24 protein-coding genes are annotated in these 26,458 nt (G+C 66.5%); 5 read left to right on the top strand and 19 right to left on the bottom strand.

Annotated elements, in window-relative coordinates:
* Nucleotides 1-71 precede the first annotated feature (71 nt).
* The 13 genes from WDC87_RS06035 to WDC87_RS05975 form a co-directional block, all read right to left on the bottom strand.
* Nucleotides 72-1,292 carry a flagellin gene (locus WDC87_RS06035; RefSeq protein WP_087786535.1) on the bottom strand — a complete coding sequence of 407 codons (1,221 nt, stop codon included), beginning with the start codon at nt 1,290-1,292 and terminating at the stop codon, nt 72-74.
* 231 nt (nt 1,293-1,523) lie between these two features.
* Complete coding sequence (gene flgL, locus WDC87_RS06030) at nt 1,524-2,729, bottom strand: flagellar hook-associated protein FlgL (protein WP_049461054.1); 1,206 nt, start codon at nt 2,727-2,729, stop codon at nt 1,524-1,526.
* Complete coding sequence (gene flgK / locus WDC87_RS06025) at nt 2,726-4,606, bottom strand: flagellar hook-associated protein FlgK (protein WP_252744308.1); 1,881 nt, start codon at nt 4,604-4,606, stop codon at nt 2,726-2,728. The genes flgL and flgK overlap by 4 nt, the downstream gene beginning before the upstream one ends.
* Before the next feature lie 8 nt (nt 4,607-4,614).
* A complete protein-coding gene (gene flgJ / locus WDC87_RS06020) occupies nt 4,615-5,811 on the bottom strand; it encodes a flagellar assembly peptidoglycan hydrolase FlgJ (RefSeq protein WP_049461058.1) in 1,197 nt (398 codons plus the stop codon).
* Nucleotide 5,812: 1 nt separating this feature from the next.
* On the bottom strand, nt 5,813-6,955 hold the full coding sequence (locus WDC87_RS06015; protein WP_087786533.1) for a flagellar basal body P-ring protein FlgI: 1,143 nt from the start codon (nt 6,953-6,955) through the stop codon (nt 5,813-5,815).
* 2 nt (nt 6,956-6,957) lie between these two features.
* Entirely contained in the window at nt 6,958-7,650 is a 693-nt protein-coding gene (gene flgH / locus WDC87_RS06010; RefSeq protein ID WP_049461061.1) for a flagellar basal body L-ring protein FlgH, read from the bottom strand.
* A gap of 22 nt (nt 7,651-7,672) precedes the next feature.
* Nucleotides 7,673-8,458: a flagellar basal-body rod protein FlgG gene (gene flgG / locus WDC87_RS06005; protein ID WP_049461063.1), complete on the bottom strand. Its 786-nt coding sequence runs from the start codon at nt 8,456-8,458 to the stop codon at nt 7,673-7,675.
* A gap of 103 nt (nt 8,459-8,561) precedes the next feature.
* Nucleotides 8,562-9,311: a flagellar basal body rod protein FlgF gene (locus tag WDC87_RS06000; protein WP_301655151.1), complete on the bottom strand. Its 750-nt coding sequence runs from the start codon at nt 9,309-9,311 to the stop codon at nt 8,562-8,564.
* A 32-nt stretch (nt 9,312-9,343) separates the two neighbouring features.
* Nucleotides 9,344-10,567, bottom strand: coding sequence for a flagellar hook protein FlgE (gene flgE / locus WDC87_RS05995; RefSeq protein WP_049461067.1), 1,224 nt, complete (start codon nt 10,565-10,567; stop codon nt 9,344-9,346).
* A gap of 32 nt (nt 10,568-10,599) precedes the next feature.
* Nucleotides 10,600-11,280: a flagellar hook capping FlgD N-terminal domain-containing protein gene (locus tag WDC87_RS05990; RefSeq protein ID WP_049461069.1), complete on the bottom strand. Its 681-nt coding sequence runs from the start codon at nt 11,278-11,280 to the stop codon at nt 10,600-10,602.
* 23 nt (nt 11,281-11,303) lie between these two features.
* Nucleotides 11,304-11,711, bottom strand: a complete 408-nt coding sequence (gene flgC / locus WDC87_RS05985; RefSeq protein WP_075075989.1) for a flagellar basal body rod protein FlgC — start codon at nt 11,709-11,711, stop codon at nt 11,304-11,306.
* A gap of 3 nt (nt 11,712-11,714) precedes the next feature.
* Nucleotides 11,715-12,110 (bottom strand): flagellar basal body rod protein FlgB, encoded by a 396-nt coding sequence (gene flgB / locus WDC87_RS05980; protein ID WP_075075988.1) that lies wholly within the window; start codon nt 12,108-12,110, stop codon nt 11,715-11,717.
* 138 nt (nt 12,111-12,248) lie between these two features.
* Nucleotides 12,249-13,193 (bottom strand): chemotaxis protein, encoded by a 945-nt coding sequence (locus tag WDC87_RS05975; protein WP_111007705.1) that lies wholly within the window; start codon nt 13,191-13,193, stop codon nt 12,249-12,251.
* A 231-nt stretch (nt 13,194-13,424) separates the two neighbouring features.
* On the opposite strand from WDC87_RS05975, the gene flgA reads away from it, so the two are divergent.
* From flgA to WDC87_RS05955, 4 genes are all read left to right on the top strand, one after another.
* On the top strand, nt 13,425-14,081 hold the full coding sequence (gene flgA, locus WDC87_RS05970; protein ID WP_005416463.1) for a flagellar basal body P-ring formation chaperone FlgA: 657 nt from the start codon (nt 13,425-13,427) through the stop codon (nt 14,079-14,081).
* Between the two features lie 75 nt (nt 14,082-14,156).
* The gene (gene flgM / locus WDC87_RS05965; RefSeq protein WP_005409579.1) at nt 14,157-14,462 is read left to right on the top strand and encodes a flagellar biosynthesis anti-sigma factor FlgM; all 306 of its coding nucleotides are present in this window, start codon (nt 14,157-14,159) and stop codon (nt 14,460-14,462) included.
* Entirely contained in the window at nt 14,459-14,797 is a 339-nt protein-coding gene (locus WDC87_RS05960) for a FlgN family protein (protein ID WP_014037132.1), read from the top strand. Before flgM ends, WDC87_RS05960 begins: the two co-directional genes overlap by 4 nt.
* A 91-nt stretch (nt 14,798-14,888) precedes the next feature.
* Nucleotides 14,889-16,109 (top strand): ATP-binding protein, encoded by a 1,221-nt coding sequence (locus WDC87_RS05955; protein WP_053496680.1) that lies wholly within the window; start codon nt 14,889-14,891, stop codon nt 16,107-16,109.
* Nucleotides 16,110-16,202: 93 nt separating this feature from the next.
* Here WDC87_RS05955 and WDC87_RS05950 read toward each other — a convergent pair whose 3' ends face one another.
* The gene (locus tag WDC87_RS05950) at nt 16,203-17,975 is read right to left on the bottom strand and encodes an EAL domain-containing protein (protein ID WP_065196741.1); all 1,773 of its coding nucleotides are present in this window, start codon (nt 17,973-17,975) and stop codon (nt 16,203-16,205) included.
* Between the two features lie 3 nt (nt 17,976-17,978).
* Nucleotides 17,979-20,081 (bottom strand): PAS domain S-box protein, encoded by a 2,103-nt coding sequence (locus tag WDC87_RS05945; protein WP_032954159.1) that lies wholly within the window; start codon nt 20,079-20,081, stop codon nt 17,979-17,981.
* A gap of 130 nt (nt 20,082-20,211) precedes the next feature.
* Between WDC87_RS05945 and WDC87_RS05940 the strand changes: the two genes are divergently transcribed.
* On the top strand, nt 20,212-22,971 hold the full coding sequence (locus WDC87_RS05940; RefSeq protein ID WP_111007706.1) for an EAL domain-containing protein: 2,760 nt from the start codon (nt 20,212-20,214) through the stop codon (nt 22,969-22,971).
* A 191-nt stretch (nt 22,972-23,162) separates the two neighbouring features.
* Here the strand turns inward: WDC87_RS05940 and WDC87_RS05935 are convergent, their stop codons facing one another.
* The 4 genes from WDC87_RS05935 to WDC87_RS05920 all read right to left on the bottom strand — a co-directional run bounded on the left by WDC87_RS05935 (nt 23,163) and on the right by WDC87_RS05920 (nt 26,393).
* Complete coding sequence (locus WDC87_RS05935) at nt 23,163-24,194, bottom strand: GAD-like domain-containing protein (protein ID WP_075075986.1); 1,032 nt, start codon at nt 24,192-24,194, stop codon at nt 23,163-23,165.
* 120 nt (nt 24,195-24,314) lie between these two features.
* Nucleotides 24,315-24,821, bottom strand: a complete 507-nt coding sequence (locus WDC87_RS05930; RefSeq protein WP_075075985.1) for a hypothetical protein — start codon at nt 24,819-24,821, stop codon at nt 24,315-24,317.
* 67 nt (nt 24,822-24,888) lie between these two features.
* The gene (locus WDC87_RS05925) at nt 24,889-25,104 is read right to left on the bottom strand and encodes a hypothetical protein (RefSeq protein ID WP_049461083.1); all 216 of its coding nucleotides are present in this window, start codon (nt 25,102-25,104) and stop codon (nt 24,889-24,891) included.
* Between the two features lie 98 nt (nt 25,105-25,202).
* Nucleotides 25,203-26,393 carry a methyl-accepting chemotaxis protein gene (locus WDC87_RS05920; protein WP_014647075.1) on the bottom strand — a complete coding sequence of 397 codons (1,191 nt, stop codon included), beginning with the start codon at nt 26,391-26,393 and terminating at the stop codon, nt 25,203-25,205.
* Nucleotides 26,394-26,458: the final 65 nt, after the last annotated feature.

Genomic DNA, 26,458 nt, shown 5'->3' with positions numbered 1-26,458 from the left:
CTCTCGCCCACACGCAGAAAGGCCGCCCGAAGGCGGCCTTTCCGTGGTGTTGCATGAACCGGTGCGGGGGATCAGCCCTGCAGCAGGCTCATCACGCTGGACGGCGACTGGTTGGCCTGGGCCAGCATCGCGGTACCGGCCTGCTGCAGGATCTGCGTGCGGGTCAGTTCAGCGGTTTCCTTGGCGTAGTCGGTGTCGCGGATACGGCTACGCGAGGCCGACAGGTTTTCCGAGGTGGTGTTCAGGCTGGCGATGGTGGAGGTGAAGCGGTTCTGGATCGCACCCATGTCGGCACGCGAGGAGTTCACCGAAGTCAATGCGTCGTCAACGATGGACAGAGCGCGCTGGGCGCCTTCCACCGTGGTGATGTCCAGGTCGGCGACGGTCTTCTTCTCCGAAGCGACAACCGCGGTGGCAGTGCCGCCGATACCAGCGAAGTCAATGGCCAGATCGGCCGGCGGATTGGCGGGGTCAGCGTCCGGAGTGCCGCCGCCGTCGGCAGTGCCGGCGGTGAAGGTGAAATCCTTGCCCGACTTCAGCGAGGTGAGCTCCAGATTGCCGTCCTTGTCCAGCTTGGCGTAGACGCCGGTCTGGTCCATCTTGTCATTGATCGCGTTGACGATGCCGTTGTTGATGTCGCTGGCTGTTGCGCCGGCCTTGAAGCTCACATCAGCGATGGCGACGCCATTGATCTCCATGCCGGTGATCTTGCCGTCCGACTCCGCAGCATCAGCCACCACTGCGGCAGTGCTCGTCTGGGTTGCGGCGAACAGACCCGAACCCAGCGAGCTGGTGCGGGCATTGACGATCGAGTTGATGCCAATGGTCTGGCCCGCATCCGCGCCGATCTGGAACTGCGCGCCGGAGAACGTGCCGTCCAGCAGGCTGGTGCCGTTGAAGTTGGTCTGGCGGGCAACGCGGTCGATTTCCGAGGTCAGCTGCTTGACTTCGCCGTTCAGTGCTTCGCGGTCGCTGTCGGAGTTGGTGGCATTGGCCGACTGCACCGACAGTTCACGGATGCGCTGCAGGTTGTTGCCGATTTCAACCATCGCGCCTTCGGCGGTCTGGGCCAGCGAGATGCCGTCGTTGGCGTTGCGCACGGCAACGTCCAGACCGCGGATCTGGGTGCTGAAACGCTCGGAGATCGCCAGGCCGGCGGCGTCGTCCTTGGCGCTGTTGATGCGCAGGCCCGAGGACAGGCGCTGGATCGTGGTCGCCAGGCTGTTGCCGCTGGTGGACAGATTGCGCTGAGCGTTCAGCGACATCACGTTGGTATTGATGACTTGTGCCATTTTTTCTCTTCCTGTGGGCGAAGGCCGGCGCGAGGTGGCCGACCGATGCACGACGCGAAGGTGTTTCGCGTTTGCAAGGTCCAGTAACGGCGCCAGGAAGGCGGTCTTTAGCACAAACGCCAACGCCACCGTCCCGAAGGGCGGTGGTTGGGTGCCGCAGCCCAGGCGGGCTGCGGTTCAGCGGCCTTCGTCGCGCGGCCCGGGGGAGGCCCGCGCGACGAAGGCGCCTGCTCAGCGGATCGCGTTGAACAGCGACATCTGCTGCATCTGGGTAAAGATCGTCTGCGCGGCCTGCAGCGCGATCTGTTCAAGCTGGTACTGGCCCACGGCTTCGGCGTAATCCAGGTCGCGGATCGACGACAGCGTGGTTTTCAGGGTGACCGCGTTGGATTCGCGGGTGGCGGCGGCATCGTCGATGGCCTTCAGCTGCGCACCACCGGCCGAGCGCGCGTCGATGAACTGTTCGGCGGCGCGGGCGATATCGCGGATGCCCGACTGCAGTGCGTTCTGCTGGTTGGCCACCTCGGCGGGGGTGTTGGCGGCGGTGTTGAGCGCATCGATCATGCCCTGCACCGTGGAAAACACATCGCGGGTGCCCGACGGGCCGATGCTGAAGCTGTCGCCGGCCGCGGGCGCGCCTTCGATACGCATCGACACGCCTTCGAAGCTGATGTCCTCGCCGGCCTTGAACGTGCCGGTGCCGACCACGGTGCCGGTGGAATCGAGCACTTCGTACTGGTCGGCAGCGGTAAAGTTCAAGGAATAGCTGCCGCCATTCCAATTGCCGGAAGAAGAATTCAAACCAAAGGTGGTGAGCACGCCATTGCCGGTATTGCCGGCTGCAGCCGCACCATCCAGGGTGCCATCGCCGGTGCGGATGCGCAGGAAAATCTCGCTGCCGGGCAGGGCATCCTTCACGAAGGTATCCGGTGCCACTTCCACCTGGCGCTGGGTCTGGTCGCCGTTGTAGCTGACCGTACCGTTACTCAGCTTGAACGGCGCGTCGGCATCGTCGGTGCCGCCGAACAGGTAGCGGCCCGTGCCGTCGGTGGTGTTGGCCAGCGACAGCAGGCTGTCGTACACCGTCTGCAGCTCCGAGCCGATCGACTTCAGGTCGGCCGCCGACAGGGCAGGGTTGTTGGCCTGCAGGGTCAATTCGGTAATGCGCGCCATCAGTTCGTTGGCGCCGGACAGGGCGTTTTCCTGCAGGCCCAGACGGTTCTGCACCACGTCGGCGTTGGATTTGAAGCGGTCCAGTTCGGCCACGGCGCGGTCCAGGCTGACCGCGGTGCCGGCGGCGACCGGGTCGTCCTTGGCCGACACCAGGCGCTGGCCGGTGGCCAGCTGCTGTTCCAGGTGACTCATCTTGGCCTGCTTGGACAACATCAGCGAGACGGACTGGCTGAACATCATCCCGGTGGAAATGCGGTTGTTCATCGCGATACAGCTCCCAGGATGGTCTGGAACATGGTGTCGGCAGTGGAAATCAGCTGCGAGGCGGCCTGGTAGGCCTGTTGCAGGCGCAGCATGTCGGCAGCTTCTTCATCCAGGTTCACCCCGGAAATCGAATCGCGCGCGGACTGTGCCTGGTCGGTGATCACCTGCTGCGCATCCAGCGAATATTCCGCTGCACGGGCGGCGGCGCCCACCTGCGTGGTCAGCCCGCCCAGTGCGCCGTTCAACGTGATGGTGCCGGCGTTGAATGCCTTGGCGTCCTCGACCTTGGCCAGGGCCAGGGCATTGCTGTTGTCGGACGAACCGACCGGGGTGGGGGTGATGTTGAAGCTATCGCCGGTCTTCGGCGCGCCATCGAGCACGAAACTCCAGCCATTGGCGGTGATCGCCTGGCCGGCGGTGTAGGTGAACGGTCCATTGCCATCGATGGTGTATTCGGTGGCCGAGGTGAACACGATTGCGGCAGGGTTGCGCAGGTTGGCGTTGCTGGCGTCGGCCACCTTCACGTCGCTCAGCTTGCCGGTGCCGGTGTTGGCCAGCGCGGCACTGCCCTTGATCGGCGCGGCCGCGGCCAGGCGCGAGGTATCGGTGATCGCCACGCCGATGCTGCCGGCCACGCCCGCGGTGGGCTGCAGCAGGAAGCGGTCATTGGTGGCCGGGGTGCCGCTCACCACCAGCTCCACGCCATTGATCTTCAGCGGATCGGTGGCGGTGCCGGTACCGGTCATGGCCACGCTGGCGCCGGTGTCCGAACGCATCGCCAGCCACTGGGTGCCGTCATACTTCAGCACGATGTTCTGTGCATCCAGCGATGACAGGTCGCCGTAGCTGGCGGTGATCGAGGCAGTGCCGGTATTGCTGGTATTGCCGGTCACCCGCGGGCTGCCGATGTTGAACAGGTCGCCGCCCATGTTGCCGTACAGATCCACGCCGTTGCGGTGGGTCTCGTTGAACGTGGTCGCCAGGCCCACGGCCAGCTTGCCCAGTTCGGCCTGGGCCGGGGTCAGCACGGTGTCGCGGAATTCCAGCATGCCACCGACCTGGCCGCCCAGCTGCTTCGGGTCCAGGGTGATCTTGCCGCCCTGGGTCTGCAGCGCCAGTTGCAGGCGCTCGGGCTGGTAGGGGTCGGTGACCGTGGTCACCTTCGAGGCGGTGGTACCGACCACCAGGGCCTGGCCGCCGGCGGTGTACACGTTCAGGGTGCCGCCATCCTGGGCCACGGCGGTGCCGCCGGTGTAGCCCACCAGGTTGGCGATCAGCTGGTCACGGCGGTCCAGCAGGTCGGGCGCAGCAGTGGCCGCATTGCTGCCGATCACCCCGTTGATCTGGGCGATTTCCGCAGCCAGCCGGTTGATTTCGGTGGCGGCCGCGGTCAGGCCGTTGTTCACTTCGCTGTTGAGCGTGTTCAGGCTGTTGTTGAGCTGCTGGAAGCGGTTGGCCAGCGTGTTGGCGCTGTCCAGCACGTTCTGCCGGTCGGCGCTGCCCGACGCGTTGGACGACAGGCCGCTGACCGAATCGAAGAAGTTGGACCACACGCCGGACACATTGGTGGCGGTGTCCGAGAACAGCGCATCGACGCGGTCGGCCATGGTGGAAAGCTGCTTCAGCCGCGCCAGTTCGCCGCTGCTGTCCAGCAGGCGGGAAATGGCCAGCTGGTCGGCGGTGCGGCGGATGTCAACGATACGCGTACCGTTGCCGACATCACCGTAGCCGAAGTTCTGCGGATCGGCGGTGGCAAAGTCGACCTTCTGCCGGCTGTAGCCGGGCGTGTTGATGTTGGCGACGTTGTGGCTGGTCGTCGCCAGGGCACGCTGGAAGGCGAGCAGGGCGTTGGTACCGGTGGAAAGGACGCTGGACATGGGGTTCCTCAACGGCGGGTGATACCCAGCGCCGCGGTTGCGGTGCTGGCGAAGGTCTGGCCAAGGCGGGCGCCGGCATCGGTCACCGCGGCTACCGCGCGTTCGATGGTCGGGCCACCGGCAATGGCGGCGATCTTGGCGGCGTAGCTCGGGTCGGTGGCATAGCCGGCACGCTGCAGGCCACGGGCGAAGCCCTGCACATCGGTGCCGGCCTGCAGGGCCTGCTGGTAGCGCGGGCTGGTCTTCAGCAGGCGCACGTAATCGGCGAAGCTTTCGGCCGGCGAGCTGTAGGCGCGGAAGCTGGCGGTTTCGTTACGGCGCACGCCATCCACGTATTCGTGGGTGCCGGCCACCGCGCTCTGGCCGTTCCAGCCGGTGGCCTTGATGCCGAACAGGTTGTGCGAGGTGCTGCCGTCGGCATGCTTGATCTGGCGCTTGCCCCAGCCGGTTTCCAGCGCGGCCTGGGCCACCAGGGCGCGGGCATCCACGCCCAGTTCCTTGGCCGCGTTCTGCGCATGCGGCCAGATGCTGGCCACGAAGCCTTCCGGCGTGTGTGCGCCCAGCTGGGCCACCGCGGTGCGGCTGGCCAGCGCGTCGGCGGCGGTGGCGGTGCTGCCACGGTTGCTGGCCGTGGGCGCCCACTGGTCGCTGGCGGCGGCCCAATCGGCACCGCCAATGCTGCCCGCATACGGATCCTCGGTGCCCAGCGCACGGTGCGCGCTGCTGCTCTCGCGGCCGGCAATCAGGTCCAGCGCCTGTTCCATCGGTGCCACCGACGATTGCGCGCCGTCCTGCACGCCTGCGGACATCTGCTGCAGGATGCGCAGTGCGTTGCTGGCATCTTCCAGCGGCAGCGACGGCGCCTGCGCCGGTGCGTTCAACTGGTAGGCGCGGCTGGCCTTGGCCGGGTCCACGCGGGTGTCCAGCGCCGGGGCGTCGCCCTGGTTGCCGGACAACTGGCGGGCGATGGTTTCGTGCAGGCCCAGGCCCTTGCCGCGGGTCAGGGTCTCGGCAATCTTCTGGTCGTACATGTCCCGGAAGACCTTGTTTTCACCCGGGAACAGCGAATCGCCGAAGCTGGCATCGCGCATGCTCTTCACCAGCATCTGCGCGAACTGGCCTTCCAGCTGGCGTGCGACCTTGTCGATCTTGGCCGGATCGTTCTGCTGCGTCGGGTGCAGCTCAAGGGCGGGGGTGATACGCATGTCAGATCACCTCAAGCTCGGCGCTCAGCGCACCAGCCTGCTTCAGGGCTTCCAGGATCGCAATCAGGTCGCCCGGCGCGGCACCCACCGCGTTCACCGCGTGCACGATTTCATCCAGGCTGGTGCCGCCGCTGAACTTGAACATGCGGCTGCCATCGTTGGTGGCGGTAATGGTCGATTGCGGGGTCACCACGGTCTGGCCACCGGCCAGCGCGTTGGGCTGGCTGACGTTGGCGTTTTCCTGGATGGTCACGGTGAGCGAGCCGTGCGAGATGGCTGCCGGCCCCACGCGCACCTGCTGGCCGATCACCACGGTGCCGGTGCGCGAATTGACCACCACCTTGGCCGGTGCGCTGCCCGGGGTCAGTTCCAGGTTTTCAATGCGGGCCAGCAGACCGATGCGGGCACCGGGATCGGTGGGCGCACGCACGGCCACGGTCACGCCGTCCACCGCACGCGCGGCGCCTTCGCCGAAGGCATTGTTCAGCGCGCCAACCATGCGCGAGACGGTGGTGAAATCGTTGTTGTGCAGGTTCAGGGTGATCTCGCCGTTGGCACCGAACACATCGGGCAGCGCACGTTCAACGGTGGCACCGCCGGGAATGCGGCCCACGCTGGGCACGTTCACCGACACGCGCGAACCATCCTTGCCCTGCGCACCGAAGCCGCCCACGATCAGGTTGCCCTGGGCAATCGCATAGATCTGGCCGTCGGCACCGCGCAGCGGCGCCATCAGCAGCGAACCGCCGCGCAGCGACACGGCGTTGCCGATGGAAGACACGGTGATGTCGATCGGCTGGCCCGGCTTGGCGAACGGCGGCAGTTCGGCGTGGATCGCCACGGCGGCCACGTTCTTCAGCTGCGGATTGACGTTCGGCGGCACGTTCACGCCCAGCTCGCCAAGCAGGTTTTTCAGGCTCTGCACTGTAAAGGGTGCCTGGCTGGTACGGTCGCCGCTGCCATCCAGGCCGACCACCAGGCCATAGCCCACCAGCGCATTGCCGCGCACGCCGCCGACCTGGGCCAGGTCCTTGATGCGCTCGGCGCTGGCAGGCGCAGCCATTGCCAGCAGAAGGAAGAATGATCCGTAGAGCGACGCCATGCGTCGCTGCCACGTAGAAGAGAAGAGAGCTTTCATGGCCATACTCAGAACGGCGTCAGGCCGGAATTGAAGAAGCGGCTCAGCCAGCCCATCGCGTTGGACTGCGCGACCGGGCCGCGGCCGCCGTAGACGATGCGGGCCTCGGCCACGCGGCTGGAAGGGATGGTGTTGTCCTGGCTGATGTCGCCCGGGCGCACGATGCCCTGCACCTGCACCAGTTCATCACCCTGGTTCAGCCGCAGGTTTTTCTGCCCCTGCACCACCAGGTTGCCGTTGGGCAGGCGCTGGATCACCGTGACCGTGACGCTGCCCTGCAGGCGGTTGCTCTGCGCGCTGTTGCCCTTGCCGGTGAACTCGCGTTCGCCATTGGCGCTGGCGCTCAGAATGTCCTTGCCGCCCAGGGTGACCGGCGCGCCGAACAGCGAGGGTGAGCCGATGGTCAGGCCCGATTCCTTGCTGGTTGCAGTGTTGGCACTGGTCTGCGCGGTGGTGTTTTCCAGCAGGGTGATGGTCAGCAGATCACCGACATCGCGGGCGCGGCGGTCGGCATACAGGTTCAGCGTCGGGCCGGCGGCATAGATGGCGCCGGCGGTGGGCGCGGCCTGCATCGGCACGATCGGCTGCACCGGGGCCATGGCCGGGTAGGGGCGCACGTCGCCGGCAATCACGCAGCCGCCCAGCAGGGCGGTCACGGCGCAGCACAGCGCGGTGCGGGCGAGGGTAGAGAAGGGCGACATGGCGGTATCCCGGTGGTTGCGGTCAGACGTTCTGGTTCAGGTAGCCGAGCATGGCGTCGGTGGTGGAAATGGCCTTGGCGTTCATTTCGTAGGCGCGCTGGGTTTCGATCATCGACACCAGCTCTTCCACCACGTTCACGTTGCTGCCTTCCAGCGCACCCTGCACCACGGTGCCCAGACCGTTCAGGCCGGGGTTGCCGTTCTGTGCGGGGCCCGATGCCGTGGTTTCCAGGAACAGGTTTTCACCGCGGGCCTGCAGGCCGGCCGGGTTCACGAAATCGGTCAGGGTCAGTGCGCCCACCTCCACCGAAGCGGCGTCGTCGGCCATCTTTACGCTGATGGTGCCGTCGCTGCCGATGGTGACCGACTGCGCGCCTTCGGGAATCTGGATGCCCGGCTGCACCGGATAGCCGGTGTTGGTCACCAGCTCGCTGTCCTGGTTGATCTTGAACGAGCCATCACGGGTGTACGCGGAACTGCCGTCGGGCAGCTGCACTTCGAAGAAGCCGCGGCCGTTGACCATCACGTCCAGCGCGCGGCCGGTCTGCTGCTGGCTGCCCTGTTCGAAGTTCTTCGAGGTGGCCACCACGCGCACGCCGGTACCCAGCTGCAGGCCGGTCGGCAGCTGCGTCTGTGCCGAACTGGCGCCGCCGGGCTGGCGCACCTGTTGGTACAGCAGGTCTTCGAAGCTGGCGCGGTCCTGCTTGAAACCGGTGGTGTTGGTATTGGCGAGGTTGTTGGAAACCACCGACATGCGCGTCTGCTGCGCATCCAGTCCGGTTTTTGCGATCCACAATGCCTGGTTCATCTTCGGAATCCTGTCTGGCTGAAGCGGGCCGCGCGGTGCGGCCGTTGGTGAAGGCTGTGCAAGCGGTGTGCCAACGCCGGCCCGTGCCGGCGCCGGAATTCCGTCAGCCGCCCAGGCGCAGCAGGCTGTTGGCGCTGCGCGCGTTCTCGTCGCCGTGCTTGATTACCTGCACCTGCATTTCGTACTGGCGCTGCAGCTGGATCATCTGCACCAGCGCGCCGGCGGCGTTCACGTTGCTGCCTTCCAGCTGGCCGCTGTGCACGGTGGCGCCCTGCGCCTGGGCGAAGGGCTGCTGCGGGTCGGTGTTGCGGAACAGGCCGTCCAGGCCGCGCTCCAGGCGCTCGTCCGGCGCCTGCACGATCTTGATGCGGCCGATCATCGCCATGGTCTGCGGGCCTTCGCCCCGCGGAATGATCGAGATCGTGCCGTCGTTGCCCACTTCCATCGCCTGGTAGGGCGGAATGGCGATCGGGTTGTTGTTGTCATCCAGCACCGCACGGCCGCTGGAGGTCACCAGCTGGCCGTTGGGGGTGACCGACAGCGCGGCCCCCCGGGTGTAGGCTTCGCTGCCATCGGTGGCCTGCACGGCCAGCCAGGTGCCGGTCTGCAACGACAGGTCCAGCGGCTTGCCGGTGATGTGCTGCGCGCCGGCGCTGCGGTTGAAACCGGCGTCGACGTGCAGCGCATCCACCCGCGAGGCATAGCCCTGCCCACGGATCGGGAAGGCCTCGGTGTTGGCCAGCGCTTCCTTGAAGCCGGGGGTGTCGGAGTTGGCGAGGTTGTGGCTGAGCGTACCCTGCGCCTGCAGGGAGGCGCGGGCACCGGTCATCGCCACGTAAAGGGCTTTATCCATGCGGGGAGTTCCGTGACAGGGTCAGCAGCTCATCAACGGATGTTGATGACGGTCTGGGTGATCTGGTCCTGCGTGGTGATCATCTGCGCGTTGGCCTGGAAGTTGCGCTGGGCCACGATCATGTTCACCAGCTGCTCGGTCAGGTCCACGGTGGACGATTCCAGCGCGCCGGCCTGGATCTTGCCCAGGTTCGAGGTGTCCGGAGAGCCGGTGCGCGGGGTGCCCGAATCGAAGGTTTCCACCCACAGGTTGTTGCCCTTGGCTTCCAGGCCCTGCGGATTGTTGAAGGTGGTCAGCGCCACCTGGCCCAGCGCCTTGTCATCGCCGTTGGAGTAGCGGGCAAACACCACGCCGCTTTCCGAAACGGTGATTTCATTGAGCTTGCCGGCCGCGTAGCCATCCTGCTGGGTGTTGCGCAGGGCGAACTTCTCGCCGTACTGGGTCGAGCCGGTCACATCCAGGGTCATGTTCAGCACGCCCGCGCCGGTGGTCGGGGTGAACGTGCCCAGGCTGATCTTGCCGTCGGCCGGGTCGATCAGGGTGCCGGCGTTGTCGAATTCCAGGTCGGTGGGCGTGCCCGCGGCCTGGCCGTCAACGTAGTTGTGCACGCGCCACTGGTTCACGCCCGGCAGCTTTTCGAAGTACGAGACCTGGGTGTGGCTGACGCCCAGCGAGTCGTACACGGTGATGCCGCCGCTGGAGAAGTTGTAGCTGTTCGAATCGGTCGGGTCGAAGGTGCCCACGGTCGGTACGCTGGCGTTGGCCGGCAGGGTGAAGCCCACCTTCACTTCGCTGGTCTGCTTGGGCGGGCTGTCGGTGGTCAGCAGCTGCAGGTCGACCAGGCGGCCGGCGTCGAAGTTGGTGCCATCGGCGTTCGGCGCGAACACCTGCAGGCGTGCGCCCTGCGGGTTGATCACGTAGCCGGCCGAATCGGTCTGGAAGTTGCCGGCACGGGTGTAGACGCGCGCACCGTTCATGTTCATGGTGAAGAAGCCCTCACCGGAAACGGCCATGTCCAGGCTGCGCCCGGTCTGCTCGTTGTTGCCCTGCAGGAACTGCTGGGCCACGTTGGAAACGCGCACGCCCGAACCGATCGAGTTCTTCGACAGGCCATAGCTGGTGGCCGAGAACAGGTCGGCGAATTCGGCGCGCGATTCCTTGAAGCCGGTGGTGTTGACGTTGGCGACGTTGTTGGCGGTGACGCTCAGGTCGGAGTTGGCGGCATTGATGCCGGACAGTGAAATGTTGAAGCCCATGGGATGCTCCTGGTAGATGCGGGATGTGCGGCTCAGCTGACGCGGAGCACGTAGTCGATCGGGGCCGTGCCCAGGCCCTTCAGGTTCAGGTACAGGCCGTCCGAGCCGACGGTCACGCTTTCCACTGGCGCCTGCACATAGGTGGACAGCTTGGTTTCCGCGCCAGCGGTGTCGGTGTGGGTGGCGGCAATGGTGTAATCGCCGGCAGCCACGCGGTTGCCGTTGGCATCCTTGCCGTCCCACTCGAAGGCGGTTTCGCCGGCGGCGGTAGCTTCAACACTCAGCTGGGTGACCGTGTTGCCGTTGGCATCGGTCACCGTCACGTTCACGATGCCGGCGCCCGGTGCGGCAACCACGCCGCTGGCACCGCCTTCATCGCCCAGCACCATCTTGGTGGAAGGCACCAGCACTTCGTGGCCGACCAGTGCCGCGCCGCGCAGCACCTGGTCGCTGGCCATCGATTCCTGAAAGCCCTGCACCGTGGTGTTCAGATCGGTAATGCCCTGCACGGTGGACATCTGCGCCATCTGCGCGACCATCTGCGTGTTGTCCATCGGCTTCAGCGGGTCCTGGTGCTGCAGCTGTTCGGTCATCAGGCGCAGGAAATCGGCCTGATCCAGCGTGCTCTTGCGCGTGCTGGCGTTGCTGTTGGGGGCAGTCAGGCCCAGGGCGCTGTACACGTCCTGGCTGGTCTGGGTAGAGACGGTGGTCATCGGGTAATCCTCAAGGGTCCGCCTCAGCGGCCCATGGTCAGGGTGGCCAGGGCCAGTTCCTTGGCGGTGGTCAGCATTTCCACGCCGGCCTGGTAATTGCGCGAGGTCGAGATCAGGTTGACCATCTGCGCCACCGGGTCCACGTCGGGCTGGTAGATGTAGCCTTCGGCGTCGGCCAGCGGGTGGCCTGGCTCGTAGCGCTTGATCGGCGCTGCTTCGCTCTGGCTGATTTCCTTCACCTTCACCGAAGTGACATTCGGATTAGTCTTGCTGGTAACGGCCTGGAAGATCGGCTCCAGCGGCTTGTACACCGCGTCGGCCGAGCCGGCGATGCTGTCAGCGTTGGACAGGTTGGAGGCGATGGTGCTCATGCGCACCGACTGCGCCTGCAGCGCGGAACCGGCGATATCGAAGATCGGCAGATTGCTCATGGCTTATTGCCCCGTGATCGCGGTCAGCATGGAACGCACCTTGCTTTCGACGAAGCTGAGCGAGGCGCGGTATTCCAGGGCGGCACGGCCATAGGCGGCGCGCTCTGCATCGGGGTCGACGGTGTTGCCGTCCAGGCTGGGCTGCACCCCTTCGCGGGCCACCTGGAACGGGTTCAGGCCACTACTGATTTCGTAGTGCTGCTCGTTGGTGGTGGTCATCAGACCGTTGGCATCCAGCCCCTGGGCGTGGCGCAGGGCGGCATCGAAGTCCAGGTCCTGGGCCTTGTAGCCGGGGGTGTCGGCGTTGCCGAGGTTGCTGGCGATCAGCTTCATGCGCTGTTCGCGCAACGGCATGGCCTGGGCGTGGACACCCAGGTAATCGGTAATCAGGTTGCGCACGATGCACTCCCACAGGAACGTTGCCCGGGAAGCTGCAAGGGGTGTGCCAAATTCGAGAGGGTTGTGCCGGCCGCGGGCCGGCTCCCCGATGGATCTGCGGTTGCCGGCCAGCGGCCGGCACTACCGGATCAGTGGCCGTCAGGCCGCCATCGCCACCTTGCGCAGGCGGTCCAGCACGAAGTCAGCCAGCTCGTGCGGCGAGTACTTGGCGACGAAGGCGTTGGCGCCGACACGCTCGACCATGGCGTTGTTGAAGACACCCGACAGCGAGGTGTGCAGCAGCACGTAGAGGCCGGCCAGGCCCGGATGGCGCCGGATTTCCGTCGTCAGCGTGTACCCGTCCATGGCCGGCATCTCGATGTCGGAGATGACCATGGCATAGCGTTCGGCGGGGTTTTCGCCCGAGGCTTGGATCTGCAAGAGGTGGTCGAGAGCCTGCTTGCCATCGGAAAGCAGGGTGGCACCCACGCCCAACTGATCCAGCACGCTGCGGATCTGCTGGCGGGCCACGCGCGAGTCGTCCACCACCAGCACCTGCAGCTGGGGGCCATCGGCGGGCATTGCCATCGCCGGATCGAGTACGGCGTCACCGCGGACCTGGGCGATATCGGCCAGCACGCTTTCAACGTCGATCACCTGGATCAGCTCACCCTGGAAGCGGGTTACCGCAGTCAGGTAGCTCGACTCGGCGCCAAGCTCCGGCGGCGGGTGGATGTCTTCCACCGCGATGTTGACGATGCGTTCGACGCCGCTGACCAGGAACCCCTGGATCGAGCGGTTGAATTCGGCGACGACCAGGTAACCCGGCGAGGTATCGGCATCGGGCTCACGTTCGGGGTGGCCGATGGCCAGGCCCAGGTCCAGCACCGGCACCGAGCGGCCGCGCACGTCGGCCACGCCGGCGAACTGGCTGGGCAGGCCGGGTACCTGGAACAGCTCGGGGCGCCGCAGGACTTCCTGCACCTTGAAGACATTGACGCCAAAAAGCTGACGTCCGCCGAGACGGAACAGCAGCAGCGCCAGGCGGTTGTGGCCGGCCAGGCGGGTCCGCTGGTCGATCCGGTTGAGCAGGTCATGGGACATGGCTGCTGTATCGGCGCGTTGGGTGCCAAACTTGAGGGCGCTCTGCCACTGCGCGCTCCACACCGCAATTGTGTTGTCGCGCCATGTTCGACCGAGGCTCTTGTAGCCTCGAGCGATGCTCGGCTGGCTGTTGGGCGCAAAGCGGTCGAGCATGGCCTGACTCTACAAGTGCCCCTCTGGCACACCCCTTGCACGCACCTGGGCCAGCTCTTGCCGATTGAAGGAGGCGCCATGTGCCGGGTCACATCTCTATTCGCCATCGCGCTGGCCGTGGCCTCGCCGTGGGCGGCTGCCGCCGACTGGCAGCCGGTGGCAAGCATCCGCGCGGCGGCCTTGTCGACGCTGCCGGCGGGCAGCGAGGGCGAGGCCCAGGTGGCCGATGCGCTGCGCCTGCCGAAGTGCGGGGGGGCGTTACAGGTGCAGCCCACCGCCAACACCACGGTGGAAGTCAGCTGTCCGGACGCGGGCGGCTGGCGCCTGTTCGTGCCGGTAAAGGTGCGGCGCAACCAGACCGTACTGGTGCTCAACCGCGGAATCGGCACTGGAGAAACCCTCACTGCCGCCGATATCACCACTGCCCAGCGTGACGCTGCCCGGATTGCCGGCGCGGTGCTGTCCGATCCCAATGCAGCGATCGGCCGCGTCGCCCGCCGTCCGTTGCAGGCCGGAGCCCTGCTGTCGAACAACGATCTGGTGGTGCAGCGTCTCATCAAGCGAGGAGACAATGTGGCCCTGGTGTCGCGTCGCGGCTCGGTCGAGGTCCGCATTGCCGGCCGTGCGATGGGTGATGCCGGTGAGAACGAACGGGTCTCGGTCGAGAACCTGTCCTCGCGGCGGATCGTGCAAGGCACGGTCGATGCCGCAGGTGACGTAATCGTGGCGCGTTGAATTACCGCAAAATATCGCTAAAGATCACGGCCCTGCGGCCGTTATCCCTTGTGAACGGCAACTCCAGGACACCCCATGAGCCAGAAAATCGACGGCAACCTGCAGGTCCCCCAGGCACTGCGCAGCGTGACGACCCCGGCCAACAAGCCCGGTGTCAGCACCGATGCGGCGGCGCGCCCGGTCGAGGCGGCCGACAGCCTGCGCCTGACCGGCGAGGCCACCAATCTGCAGGCCATCGAGCGCGAGCTGACCACCGCCCCGGCGATCGACGCCCAGCGCGTGGCCGCCGTGCGCGAGTCGCTGCAGAACGGCACCTACAAGATCAATCCGGACGCGATCGCATCGCGCATGCTCGATCTGGACCAGCAGCTGCACGGATGACTGCGGCGATGAGCGAGCCGCTGCAGCGTCTCGCCCAGGCCCTGGACGTTGAACGCCAGGCCCTGGTCGAGCACGACGTGCACGCCCTGATCCGGGCTACCGGCGCCAAGCTGGAAGCGTTGCGTGCGCTGGAAGGCGCGCCACCGGTGGGCGAGGGCGAACAGCTGCAGGAACTGGCCGAGCGCAACCGGGCCAACGGCGTGCTGCTGTCGCGCCGCCGCCGCGAGGTGAACTGGGCGCTGCGCCAGCTCGGCCGCACCGAAGACGCCTCGGCCTACGATGCCAAGGGCCAGTCGCACACGGTCAGCATCGGCCGGCCCCTCGCCGTCGCCTGAGGCGACGGCGGTCGCATAACCCCTCACGGCGGGCTGAAGCCCGCTGCATGACCGCGTATATTGGGCGCCTGTTCGAACGTCCCGAGTCGCCGTGTCCGCTGCCAACGCCCTGGTTACCGCCCCCCTTCCGCCGCAGCCGGTGCTGCAGGCCCTGCTTGAGCGCCTGCGCGAAGGCCTGCTGCTGTTCACCGATGACGGGCGGGTGGCCCTGGCCAATCCGGCCGCACAGAACCTGCTGGCCAGTGGCGAGGACGGCGGGTTGCCGCCGCCGCAGCGCCTGCGCGAACTGCTGCCGCCCGATGCGCTGGAACAGGCTCGCCAGCATGGTCACTGGAATGGCAGCCTGCCGCTGGGCGAGGGCGTGGTCATCGCCCATCTGTACCACCATGGTCCGGTCGGCCAGGGGCATTTCCTCGCCCTGTTCCGCCACATCGAAGGGCAGGAAGACTACGAACGCGAGCTGCAGCAGCGCCATGCCGAACTGCGCCAGGCCTACCTGCGCCTCAATGGCACCCAGGAAAAGCTGCTGCAGTCGGAGAAGATGGCGTCGATCGGCCAGCTGGCCGCCGGCGTCGCGCACGAGATCAACAACCCGATCGGTTACGTGCACTCCAACCTGGGCAGCCTGCAGGAATACCTGCGCAGCCTGTTCACCGTGATCGAAGCCTACGAGCGCGCCCTGCGCGCACCGGACCCGAAAGCGCTGATTCCGGAAATCGATGATATCCGTGACCGTCTGGATATCGATTTCATCAGCCGCGACCTGCCGCAGCTGATGGCGGAATCGCGTGAAGGCATCGAGCGGGTCACCCGCATCGTGCGCGACCTGAAGGATTTCTCGTATTCCGGCCGCGACGAGTCGTGGAAGCTGGTCGACCTGCACGCGGGCCTGGAATCGACCATCAACATCATCTGGAACGAACTCAAGTACAAGGTCACCCTGGTGCGCGAGTTCGGCCAGTTGCCCCTGGTGGAGTGCCTGCCATCGGAGTTGAACCAGGTCTACATGAACCTGCTGCTCAACGCCGGCCATGCCATCGCCGAGCGCGGCACGATCACGGTGCGTACCGGCGTTGATGGCGATCACGTTTGGGTCGAGTTCGAAGATACCGGCGGTGGCATCTCGCCGGAACTGCGCCAGCGCATCTTCGATCCGTTCTTCACCACCAAGCCGGTGGGCAGTGGCACCGGCCTGGGCCTGTCGATCTCCTACAGCATCATCAACAAGCACCACGGCCGCATCGATCTGGACAGCACGCCCGGCGTGGGCTCGCGCTTCCGCGTGGTGCTGCCGGTCAAGCAGCCGCGCTGACCGCTTCTGGCAGTGCCGGCCGCTGGCCGGCAACCTCATTGAACCCGATATCCAGAGCAGCCGGCCAGCGGCCGGCTCTACCAGAGGGGATGGTTACCGCAATGGGCGCTCCTCGCCGCCATCTCCGCTCTCCACCGGCGCCGGGCCGGCATTGCTGCGGCGCTGTTCCTCGTACGTGCGGAACGCCTGGTGGATGTGCTTGCGCAGCTCGTCGTCGTTCCACGGCTTGGTCAGGAAGCGATAGATCGCGCCGCGGTTGATCGCATCGGTCACCGTGTTCAGATCGGTGTAGCCCGACAGCACCAGGCGGATCGTATCCGGGTACAGCATCTTCACCCGGCCCAGGAACTCGGTGCCGCTCATGTCGCTCATTCGCTGGTCGGACAGGATCACCTGCACGTCGTTGATCGCCAGCAGGTCGAACGCATCGCGCACGTTGCCGGCGGCCAGGATGCGGTAGCCGTCGCGGCGGAACAGGCGCACCAGCGAGCGCAGCACGTTTTCCTCATCATCCAGCAGCAGCAGCGTCCGGTCCGGGCGCGTCTCGGCGAAGGCTTCCGGGCGCAGGTAGCGGCGGCGCAGGGTCATGCCGGCGGCATCGGCCGACATCGGTTCGCCGAACAGGTAGCCCTGGAACACGTCGCAGTCGTTGCGGCGCAGGAAGCCCAGCTGCGCCTGCGATTCCACGCCGTTGGCGATCACGGTCATGCCCAGCTGGTGGCCCATGGCGATGATCGCGCGGGCGATGGCCGCTTCACGATTGCCGGCCGGCGCGCTCTTGATGAAACTGCGGTCGATCTTCAGCTTGTCCACCGGGTAGCGCACCAGCGCGCTGAGGCTGGAGTCGCCGGTACCGAAGTTGTCCAGGCTCAGGCTGATGCCTTCATTGCGCAGGTTGGCCAGCGTTTCGTGGACGAAATTGACGTTGTTGGTCAGCGCACTCTCGTTGATCTCCAGCGTCAGCATGTGCGCCGGTACGCCCGCCGCCTGCAGCAGTGACATCACTTCGGCGAAGAAGTTCGGCCGCAGCAGCTGCAGGGTGGACACGTTCACTGCGATGGTGAAGTCATCGAAGCCCTGGTCGCGCCACAGCCGCGCCTGCTTCAAGGCGCCTTCCAGCACCCAGGTGCCGATCTGCACGATGATCCCCAGGCGTTCGGCGGTGCGCATGAAGCGCTCCGGCACCAGCATGCCCAGGGTCGGCGACTGCCAACGCAGCAGCGCTTCCATGCCCACCACGTGGCCGTCGCGCGCGCTTACCAGTGGCTGGTAGCGCAGCTTCAGCTCGCCATTGGGAATGGCATCGACGATCTGGCGCGCGATGATGCTCTCGCTGTGCGCGCTTGGCGGGGTGTCCACCGCATGGATGCGCACGGCATTGCCGCCTTCGCGGGCGGCCTGGTACAGCGCATCCTCGGCATGGTCGAGCAGGCGCGAGGTGCTGCTGGCATGTTCCGGGCACAGGCTCACGCCCAGCTTGCCGGTCATGAACAACGTGTACGGCAGCACCGACAACGGCAGCTCCATCTGTTGGCGGATCTCCTCGGCGAAATCCTCCGGCAACGGCAGATCGGCGGTGCGCGGCACCGCGATCAGGAACTCGTCGCTGCCATGTCGCCACAACTTGCCGCGCCCGCGCAGGTAGGACTGCAGGCGCTGTGCCACCAGCACCAGCGCCTGGTCGCCCACTTCGGCACTCATGTTTTCATTGACCGATGCGAAATGGTCGATGTCCACGTGCATCAGCATCAGTGCGATGCCGCCTGAGGCTGCCTCGGCAACCATTGCCTGCAGCTCGGGGTTGCCGGCGCCAAGGCGGTCGGGAGCGTCATCGATGCTGACCGGGGGCAGGTTGGGATTCCACATGGTTCAGTATTCCGGTGAATCGACGGCAGCCCTGCTGGCCGCCTGGTAGGGGAGGTGGACATCGACCAGGGTGCCTTCGCCATGCGCGGATTCAATCCGCACGTGGCCACCGACGCTCTGTGCGCGCTCGCGCATCACGATGAGGCCCAGGCCGCGCGGGCCGTCCGGATCGAAGCCTTCGCCGTCATCGCGGATCTGCAGGTGCAGGCCGCGCTGGCCGACATCGCGCAGCTGCAGCAGGACCTGGCTGGCGCGCGCATGGCGCAGCGCATTGGTCAGGCTTTCCTGTGCGATGCGGAAGCAGGCCTGTTCGATGCTGTTGTCGGGGCGATGCGGCAACGGCTCGATCTCGGCCAGCAGCTCCACCGGCGAGGAGCGGAACAGAACCCGCGCCTGCCAGCTGAGTGCTGCCTCCAGGCCCAGTGCATCCAGCTGCGGGGGGCGCAGCAGGGTGGAGATGTCGCGCAGTTTGGCCACGGTGGTGTCGGCCAGGCTGACGATCTGCGCCAGATCCTGCCCACGCCGCTGCGGATCGTCCTCTTCCAGCGCCGCGTGCGCCGACAGCTTGATCGCGGTGATGGCCTGGCCGATGTCATCGTGCAGATCGCGCGAAATCGCACGACGTTCGTCCTCCTGCAGCGAGAACAGCCGCCCGGCCATCGCCTGCAGTTCGCGGTTGCTGGTTTCCAGCGCGCTGCGGATGCGCTCGGAATCACTGAGGTCGCGCACGATCAGCAGCTTGCAGTCGCGGCCACCGTAGCGCACGTCGCCCACCGCCAGGCCGGCATGGAAGCTGCGGCCGTCGCCGCGCTGCATGGCCACCACGCTGCTGTGGCCTGGTCCCAGGTGCGGCTGGCCGGCACGCAGCTGGCTGCGCACCCGCGGCAGGTCTGCGGCAGCGACCAGCGCCGACAAGGGCTCGCCCAGCAGGGTATGGCTGCCGTAGCCGAACAGGCCGGCGGCCCAGGCGTTGGCGTACAACACATGTTCGTCGGAGAGGATCACCACGCCGTCGGGCAGTACCCGCACCAGCTCGCGGAACTGCTCCTCGCGCTCGCGCAGCAGTCGCCGCGACTGCTCGCGTTCGGTCACGTCCTGCAGCGTGCCGAGCACGCGGTTGCGGCCAGCCTCATCGAGACCACTGGCGGCACGCAGGTGCACCATCAGCGCGCGCCCGTCCATCGACAGCAGCGGCAGCAGCACGTCCACCTGTACCGGCTCGCCGGAGCACAGCTCGGCCAGCAGCTGCTCGGTCTGGGTGGCGGTGGCCGGGTCGGCCGGCACCAGCAGTTCGTCGAAGCGGTGCCAGCGGCGGGCTTCGGGCGGGCGGCGGCCGAGCAGGCGATAGACCTGGTTGGAATAGCGGCCCAGCCCGGTGGACGGGTCCAGCTCCCAGGCGCCGATGCGGGCCAGTTCGTGGGCTTCTTCCACCCGTGCCAGCGCCTGGTCGCGACGCAGCTGGGCCAGGTCCTCGGCAGTGCGATCGATGGCGATCAGCAGGCGCGCATTGTGACCGTCGTAACTGATCGCGTTGGAGCGCAGTTCCATCTGCCGCAGCGCGCCATCGCGCAGCTGCAGCTGCGCGCGCAGGATGCACAGCTCGTCGGGCGCCTCGCGGATCGCCTCCAGCTTGGCCTGCAGCGCCTGGCCCTGGCCGGGTGGCCACAAGGCGTCGATGGTCTGTTCCAGCAGCTCATCGCGCTCCCAGCCGAAAGCGGTGCAGGCGGCTGGGTTGGCGTCGAGGATCGCCAATGTGTCCAGGTCATAGACGAGGATCGGGCCGGGGTTGCCCTCGAACATCTGCCGCAGGCGCAGCTCCGAGGCCTGCTGGCGGGCGTGGGTATGCAGCACGTGCTCGGCCAGCGGGCGCAGCAGCAGGTACAGCAGGCCCGCGCTGGCCAGGGCGAAGAACGAGCCCTTCAGGCCTTGCCACAGGGCCGCCTGCTGCGGATCGGGCACCAGCGCCTGCACCACGCTGTCGGTGGAGATCATCCAGGCCAGCGCCATCACCAGGTAGCTCAACACCACCCGTCGCCGGTCACGGCTCAGCGCCTGCGCCATCCGCGGGTCGGGAACTGGGGCGTTGCCGGTCGGTTCTGCGGGCATGGACGGGGAGGGTGAAAGGGGCGCCGGTCATCTTACCCCGCAGCGTGCCGTCACCACTCAATTATCCGCCGCAGGCGCCGTTAACCACTGCGTGCCCCGCTGACGGGCGAGTCATCCGGAGCAAGATCGCGTGGACCAAGGGATCATCGCCAGCCTGCTGCAGCACCCGCTTGCGTCGGCGCTGGTCATCGTCGACCGTACCGGGCGCCCGCTGGCGGCCAATCCGGCCGCGCGCGAGCATGGCCTGCCGGCCACCGTGGCTGCCTATGCGCCAATGCTGGAAGATCTACGCCTGATGGCCGCCGATGGCGGCATCGTGCCCTGCACGCTGCCAGGCGGCCCGCGCGGCCACTACGACGGCCACCTGCGCGCCGTGCATGACGGTGCCGGCAACCTGCTGGCGTTCACCCTGAGCATTCCCGAGCCGGTGCCGGTCGATGGGGGTGGGCGCTGGGAACTGGCACTGGACAGCGCCGGTCATAGCCTGTGGGACTGGGACATCCCCAGTGACCGGGTGGCGCGCACGCCGGCGCTGGGCGACGAGACGGCCACCGAACTGCTGTCGCGCGTGCACAGCGAGGACATCGACCAGGTGCGTGCCGCGCTCGACGAGCACCTGCGCGGGCGCAGTGAGCAGTACAGTGCACAGTTCCGCTTCCGCCAGGCCGATGGCCAGTGGCGTTGGGTGCTGGATCGCGGCCGCGTGGTCGCGCGCACCGCTGATGGCCAGCCGCTGCGCATGGTCGGCACGCATACCGATATCGAGCAGCAGAAGCAGCTCGAATCGCTGCTGCAGGAACAGCAGCTGCACCTGAGCGAGGCCCAGCGCATCGCCAGCATGGGCAGCTGGTCGTTCGACCCCAACAGCGGGCACTTCTGGTGGTCGCCGGAACTGCGATCGCTGCTGGCGCTGGAGCACGGCGCCGTGCCCGGCCAGCGGCGCTGGCTGAAGCAGCTGCATCCGCGCTCGCGTGGCGCGTTGCGTGCGGCATGGCGGCGGCTGTGGCGCGATGGTCGTGCCGCCAATCTCGAGCTGGAGCTGACCCGTGGCCATGAGCCATCACAGCACCTGCGGCTGTGGATGCAGCCGCTGCTGGACATGGACGGGCAGCCCAAGCGCCTGCTCGGCCAGGTGCAGAACATCACCGAACAGCACCAGACCGACGCGTTGATTCGCTGGCGCACCGAACTGCTGAACCGGGTTTCCGCGCTGGGCCGCATCGGCGGCTGCGAGATCGAGGTGCAGACCCGGAGCATGCAATGGACCGAGGAATGCTATCGCATCCACGGCCTGCGCAAGGAGCCGATCACCCTCGATCAGGCGATGGCGCTGTATACCGAAGACTCGCGCGATGCGTTCGAGGCGGCACTGGCCCGCATCGCCAACGGCGGCCTGCCCGAGCAGCTGGACCTGTGCTTCTACCGCCAGTCCGGCCTGCGTGTCTGGGTGCAGGTGCTGATCGAGCTGGATCGTCGTGACGGACTGCCGCCGCGCTTCGTGGTGCTTTTCCGTGATATCACCCGCGAGCGCGAGGCCAACGAGCGCATTGAACTGCTGGCCCACTACGACCTGCTGACCGGCCTGCCCAATCGCGTGCTGCTCGGCGAACAGACCGCCGAGGCCATCGAGGAGGCGCGTGATCGCGGCACCTCGTTGGCGATGCTGTTCATCGACCTGAACGGCTTCAAGACCATCAACGACAGCTTCGGCCACGCCACGGGTGATGCGCTGCTGAAGGCTGCCGCGACCCGCCTGCACCAGAACCTGCGCAACAATGATCTGTTTGGCCGTTTCAGCGGCGACGAGTTCATCGTCGTACTGCGCGACCTGGCTGAGCCCGAGGATGCGGGACATGTCGCCCGCAAGCTGATCGCCTCGCTGGCCGAGCCGCTGCGCCGTGGCGAGACCACGCTGAAGGTCGGTGCCAGTGTCGGCATCGCGATGCTGGGTGATGCGCAGACCGATTTCGATTCACTGCTGCGCGCTGCCGACGCCGCGATGTACGCGGCCAAGGAAGCCGGACGCAACACCTACCAGTATTACAGCCAGGATGCCCTGGCCCGCATCCAGCGCAGGCTGGAGCTCGAGCACGCGCTGCACGGTGCGATCGAGCGCGAGGAGTTCAGCCTGGCCTATCAACCGCTGCTGCATGCCCACCAGGGCGAGCCGCCGGCAATCGAAGCACTGCTGCGCTGGCATCGCCCCGGCATCGGCTATTGCAGCCCGGCCGAGTTCATTCCCATCGCCGAGAAATGCGGCGAGATCGTACGCATCGGCGACTGGGTACTGAACGAAGCCTGCCGTCAGGCAACCGCCTGGGACCGGGCTGGACTGCACTTCGACCGCATCGCGGTCAACGTGTCGGCGGTGCAGCTGCGCGACCGTGGCTTCGCCGAACGTGTGATCGAGATCTGCCATGCCCACGGCTGGCCGCCGCAGCGGCTGGAGCTGGAGCTGACCGAATCGGCGCTGATCCGTGACACCGACATCCTGCGCCACTGCTTCGACGTGCTCGAACGGCACGGCGTGCCGCTGGCGGTGGACGACTTCGGTACCGGCTTCTCCAACCTCAACTACCTCAACCGCTTCCCGGTCGGGCGGCTGAAGATCGACCGTAGTTTCGTGCAGGGCATGCTGCACGATTCGGGCACGGCCGAAGTGACCCAGGCCATCGTGCACCTGGGCCACGCGCTGGGCATGAAGGTGGTGGCCGAGGGCGTGGAGACGCACCAGGAGGAAGACATGCTGCGCCGCCAGGGCTGCGACGAGATCCAGGGTTACCTGTACTCGCGCCCGCTCAGCCCGCGTGACCTGGCGCAGTGGCTGCGTCAGCAGCGTCCGTTACCGATGCGCACCGACGCCAGCAGCGAAGCAGTGCTGGTGCGCTGACCACCCGCCGCTGGTAGGTGCCGACCGTTGGTCGGCACGGTTGCCGCATGGCGTGGATCTACTCAAAGAGCCAGCATCAGGTAGTTGCCGACCTTGGTCGGCGTGCACGCTGGTTCGCCCGTTGATGTGTCCGCCGTCAGCGACGCTGCGCAAGCTCTGCGAGCACATCCAGCGCCTTGCGTTTTACCAGGCTACCTAGCCCGCCAGCCGTGCTCTGACACCGGCTCCTTCGAGCTGTAAATCTCTCCGTCGCCCAGCGGCCCCAACATCTCACGGGCTCGCCAGAACATTGGCTCCCCGTCCTCGGCCAGAACATCCAGTTCGGCAGCATCCAATGCAAGCAGGAAGTCGTGCAGGCGTCTGTCGCGGTCGATGTTGCTTGCTGGAAGAGTCAGTGTTGCAGGCGCGCATAGGTAACCTTCGTGGGGTTCAAGCGTGAGTTCGACTCCGGTTCGCTCGCCACAGATCAGCATCTGGCCGAATGGCGAGATCGCATAGACATGGAAATCATCTTTGCCCCATAGAGGGCTGCCCGCCAGAAGGTCGGCGAGCACCGATTCGTACCCCGCAGGGTTCACCAAAGCCAGTCGATCATCGTGATAGCGCGCAAGACCGTCGCGCTGCCACAGTGCCAGCAATGCGTCCGGGAACCTGCCTTTCCAGAGCGTCAGCATGGTGTCAGCAACAGGCGAGCCTGGAGTACTGGTTTGCAGTTGATCCAGAAGGCTCGTCGTGAAGAGGGCGGAAGTATCGGTATCCACGACTGCCGAGACGGTCTCCGGGTGGTCCCGGCCCTCCGGATCTTCCGGCAGCAGGTCGAGGAATGTCAGCATGCTCTCGGCCCGTGCAAGCTCCAGGTTCGATTCCTCGCCCGGAATGGCGCTTGCCTTGCTTCCGGAGACAAGCAACAAGGCGCCCGTTGGAAGCTCATGCCACGGGGCTTCAAGGATCAGATAACGTCGCGGCGCCTGTTCGGCATCATCGTCAAGGATGATGACTGGCGGGCCGTCTTGCACGCACCCCGCGGACACTTCAACTGCTGCATCGATCACACCCGCTTCAGGATCGTACGCATCGATCGGAGCGGAGTAGGGCTGCTGGAACGCTCCAAACGTCTTCAGCGCCTGCTGAAGTGCCTCAAGGGAATCGGGATCCACGGTCAATGGGACAGGGGTTGCCGGAAGCTGCAAAGCTACTGAGAGGCAGAGAAGGGCGCTGGTCATCGGGCTGGTTTGATCTGAACCCCAATCGGCCCCTTCACGATGAAGGGCGCATGGTTCACGGTCCATGCAAACAGTCGGAAATGCTGGCATGGCGGGGCATCGTCCACGCGTGGCGTGGATCTATTTCGGAAACTCCGCCTTCAACTGCATGCGCAGCGCCTCGACAATGGCCGCATAGCGCCGCTTCTGCACCAGATAGCTGGCCAGGAACAGTGGCAGCACCAGCAGCATGGGCGCCACCATCGGGCGCATCGCCACCAGCGGCAACAGCAGCAGCGACAGGATGGCCACGAACCAGCTGCACAGTCCGATCACCCGCACCTCGTGCCGCCGTGCGTTGAGCACGATGCGTCCACGCATCACCGGGAAGTAGCGCAGGCCGAAGCTCGGCGCGAAGCTCTCGCGGAACGCCATGCTGCCATCGGGCAGCGCATGGAAGGCCAGCCGCAGCCACTTGTCCTGCGGCAGGTCACGCTCCAGGCTGCCCAGCGAGAGCCGGGCCTGCATGGCCGGCGGCGCCGCGATGCGTTCGTTGAACAGGGTGATGCCGCAGCTGAAATAGCCGGCCACCCAGGCCATCAGGAGGACGGTCTCCAACAGCACGAGTGCGATCAGGGTGATGGCCATAGGTCTTCCATGGACGGGACCGGGCAATCATGCCATGCGGGATGCCCCACCCACGCAGGGCGTGGATCTACTTCAGGGCTTCGCCATCCAACCCCAGGTCCCACGCCAGCCCCAACAGCTCGTCGTCCGCCGGCGATGGCGCCGGGCGCGCGTCCGCCAGCTGCTGCAGCTCGCAGATTTCCTCGCGGGCGACCTCTTCCAGCTTTTGCAGCTGCTCACGCACGCTCGCGTTGCGCGGGCGCTCGGTGTCGGTGAGGGCGGGCAGGGCGCGGATCAGGGTCATGGTGCGCGTACAGGATGCATCCAGCGGCGGGTTACAGGCAAAGGCCCCGGACGAACCGGGGCCTTGCGGGCTGCCGGCGAGGGCAGCGGACATCAGGATCAGAACAGCTCTACCGTGCCGGCACCCATGCTCTGCTGGGCAACCGGCTTGTGCGGCGGGCGTTCCCATTCGCTGCGCAGTTCGCGCAGGCGGTTGCCGGTGCGCTGCAGGGCGCTGGCGATCTCCTCGTCGAACACGCCGCCATTGCGGTGCAGCAGCTCCTGCAGGGCCACCGCTTCGCGGTTGATCGCGGTCAGGCGGTCCAGGTGGGTGTGCACGCCGCCCAGCGCCTGGGTGGCGATGTCTTCGAACTGCAGGGCGCGCACGGCTTCAGCCACGCTGCCATCGATCGCGCGGGCGCACTCGGACACTTCGCGCATGCCGTCGCCCAGCGAGGCATTGATCTGCGCGACGTTGTCGAGCATTGCCGCCGCTTCCTGGCGCGCTTCGCGGGAGCGGTCCATGTCACGCGAGGCCATGTGCGAGACCGTCTCGCGCACCTTGGCGATGGCGTCCTTGGAGCTGTGCGCCAGCTTGCGGATCTGCTCGTTGAAGGTGGTCGAGCGCTCGGACAGGTTGCGCACTTCGTCGGCGACCACCGCGAAGCCTCGGCCGGCTTCACCGGCACGCGCGGCTTCGATGGCGGCGTTCAGCGCCAGCAGGTTGGTCTGGTCGGCGATCGACTTGACGTCTTCCAGCAGCGCGAAGATGCCATCCAGGTGCTGTGCCATCTGGTCGATGTGCTGCACGGTGGTGCTGCTCTGGCCGCTCACCTGTTCCAGCGCTTCCACCAGCTGTTCCATGCGGTGGCTGGCGTGCTGGGCGAAACGGGCAACGTCGAGGCCGGCATTGCCTTCATCGCCGGCGCGGTCGACGATGCGCGACAGCGCCTGGCTCTGCTGGCGCGACTTGCGGTTCATCGCATCGAAGCTGCCGCCCAGGCTGGAGACCGCCTGGCGGATAAGGTCGCGGGCGCGTTCCACTTCACCACGCGAACCGTCGATTTCGTTGCCGACGAAGTTGCGCAGTTCGGTCAGCAGCTGGTCCTGCTCACGCAGGACACGGGCATGTTCCGGGGAACGATGCGCCTGGGCGCGGGTGGTCCACCACGCAAAGCCGAGCCAGCTCAGCGTCATCGTGGTCAGGATCGCCCAGCGCAGGGCGGCCGGCCACTCGAAACCGATGGCGAAGGGGAGCAGCAGGGTCAGAGCCAGGGGGGCGGCCAGACGGATGAAAATGCGTGAGTACATGGACGTTCTCGGGAGGTGCACGGAGGATGTATCGGCCGTACCCCCTTTCTCTTTAACGTCGATGT

This window comes from Stenotrophomonas maltophilia group sp. Smal12 (genome assembly GCF_037079935.1).
GTDB lineage: Bacteria > Pseudomonadota > Gammaproteobacteria > Xanthomonadales > Xanthomonadaceae > Stenotrophomonas > Stenotrophomonas sepilia.
The sequence above is the reverse complement of the archived record's forward strand: the minus strand, read 5'-3'. Positions and strand labels throughout refer to the sequence as shown.

What these genes read in the sequence shown, in the direction of transcription:
- WDC87_RS05920 (WP_014647075.1), bottom strand. Translation starts at nt 26,393, where the DNA reads ATGTACTCACGCATTTTCATCCGTCTGGCCGCCCCCCTGGCTCTGACC.
- WDC87_RS05930 (WP_075075985.1), bottom strand. Translation starts at nt 24,821, where the DNA reads ATGGCCATCACCCTGATCGCACTCGTGCTGTTGGAGACCGTCCTCCTG.
- WDC87_RS05945 (WP_032954159.1), bottom strand. Translation starts at nt 20,081, where the DNA reads ATGCCCGCAGAACCGACCGGCAACGCCCCAGTTCCCGACCCGCGGATG.
- flgA (WP_005416463.1), top strand. Translation starts at nt 13,425, where the DNA reads ATGTGCCGGGTCACATCTCTATTCGCCATCGCGCTGGCCGTGGCCTCG.
- WDC87_RS05975 (WP_111007705.1), bottom strand. Translation starts at nt 13,193, where the DNA reads ATGTCCCATGACCTGCTCAACCGGATCGACCAGCGGACCCGCCTGGCC.
- WDC87_RS05950 (WP_065196741.1), bottom strand. Translation starts at nt 17,975, where the DNA reads ATGTGGAATCCCAACCTGCCCCCGGTCAGCATCGATGACGCTCCCGAC.
- WDC87_RS06015 (WP_087786533.1), bottom strand. Translation starts at nt 6,955, where the DNA reads ATGGCCATGAAAGCTCTCTTCTCTTCTACGTGGCAGCGACGCATGGCG.
- flgG (WP_049461063.1), bottom strand. Translation starts at nt 8,458, where the DNA reads ATGAACCAGGCATTGTGGATCGCAAAAACCGGACTGGATGCGCAGCAG.
- WDC87_RS05990 (WP_049461069.1), bottom strand. Translation starts at nt 11,280, where the DNA reads ATGACCACCGTCTCTACCCAGACCAGCCAGGACGTGTACAGCGCCCTG.
- flgK (WP_252744308.1), bottom strand. Translation starts at nt 4,606, where the DNA reads ATGTCCAGCGTCCTTTCCACCGGTACCAACGCCCTGCTCGCCTTCCAG.
- WDC87_RS06000 (WP_301655151.1), bottom strand. Translation starts at nt 9,311, where the DNA reads ATGGATAAAGCCCTTTACGTGGCGATGACCGGTGCCCGCGCCTCCCTG.
- flgJ (WP_049461058.1), bottom strand. Translation starts at nt 5,811, where the DNA reads ATGCGTATCACCCCCGCCCTTGAGCTGCACCCGACGCAGCAGAACGAT.
- WDC87_RS05935 (WP_075075986.1), bottom strand. Translation starts at nt 24,194, where the DNA reads ATGACCAGCGCCCTTCTCTGCCTCTCAGTAGCTTTGCAGCTTCCGGCA.
- flgM (WP_005409579.1), top strand. Translation starts at nt 14,157, where the DNA reads ATGAGCCAGAAAATCGACGGCAACCTGCAGGTCCCCCAGGCACTGCGC.
- WDC87_RS06035 (WP_087786535.1), bottom strand. Translation starts at nt 1,292, where the DNA reads ATGGCACAAGTCATCAATACCAACGTGATGTCGCTGAACGCTCAGCGC.
- WDC87_RS05925 (WP_049461083.1), bottom strand. Translation starts at nt 25,104, where the DNA reads ATGACCCTGATCCGCGCCCTGCCCGCCCTCACCGACACCGAGCGCCCG.
- WDC87_RS05960 (WP_014037132.1), top strand. Translation starts at nt 14,459, where the DNA reads ATGACTGCGGCGATGAGCGAGCCGCTGCAGCGTCTCGCCCAGGCCCTG.
- flgH (WP_049461061.1), bottom strand. Translation starts at nt 7,650, where the DNA reads ATGTCGCCCTTCTCTACCCTCGCCCGCACCGCGCTGTGCTGCGCCGTG.
- flgE (WP_049461067.1), bottom strand. Translation starts at nt 10,567, where the DNA reads ATGGGCTTCAACATTTCACTGTCCGGCATCAATGCCGCCAACTCCGAC.
- flgL (WP_049461054.1), bottom strand. Translation starts at nt 2,729, where the DNA reads ATGAACAACCGCATTTCCACCGGGATGATGTTCAGCCAGTCCGTCTCG.
- flgC (WP_075075989.1), bottom strand. Translation starts at nt 11,711, where the DNA reads ATGAGCAATCTGCCGATCTTCGATATCGCCGGTTCCGCGCTGCAGGCG.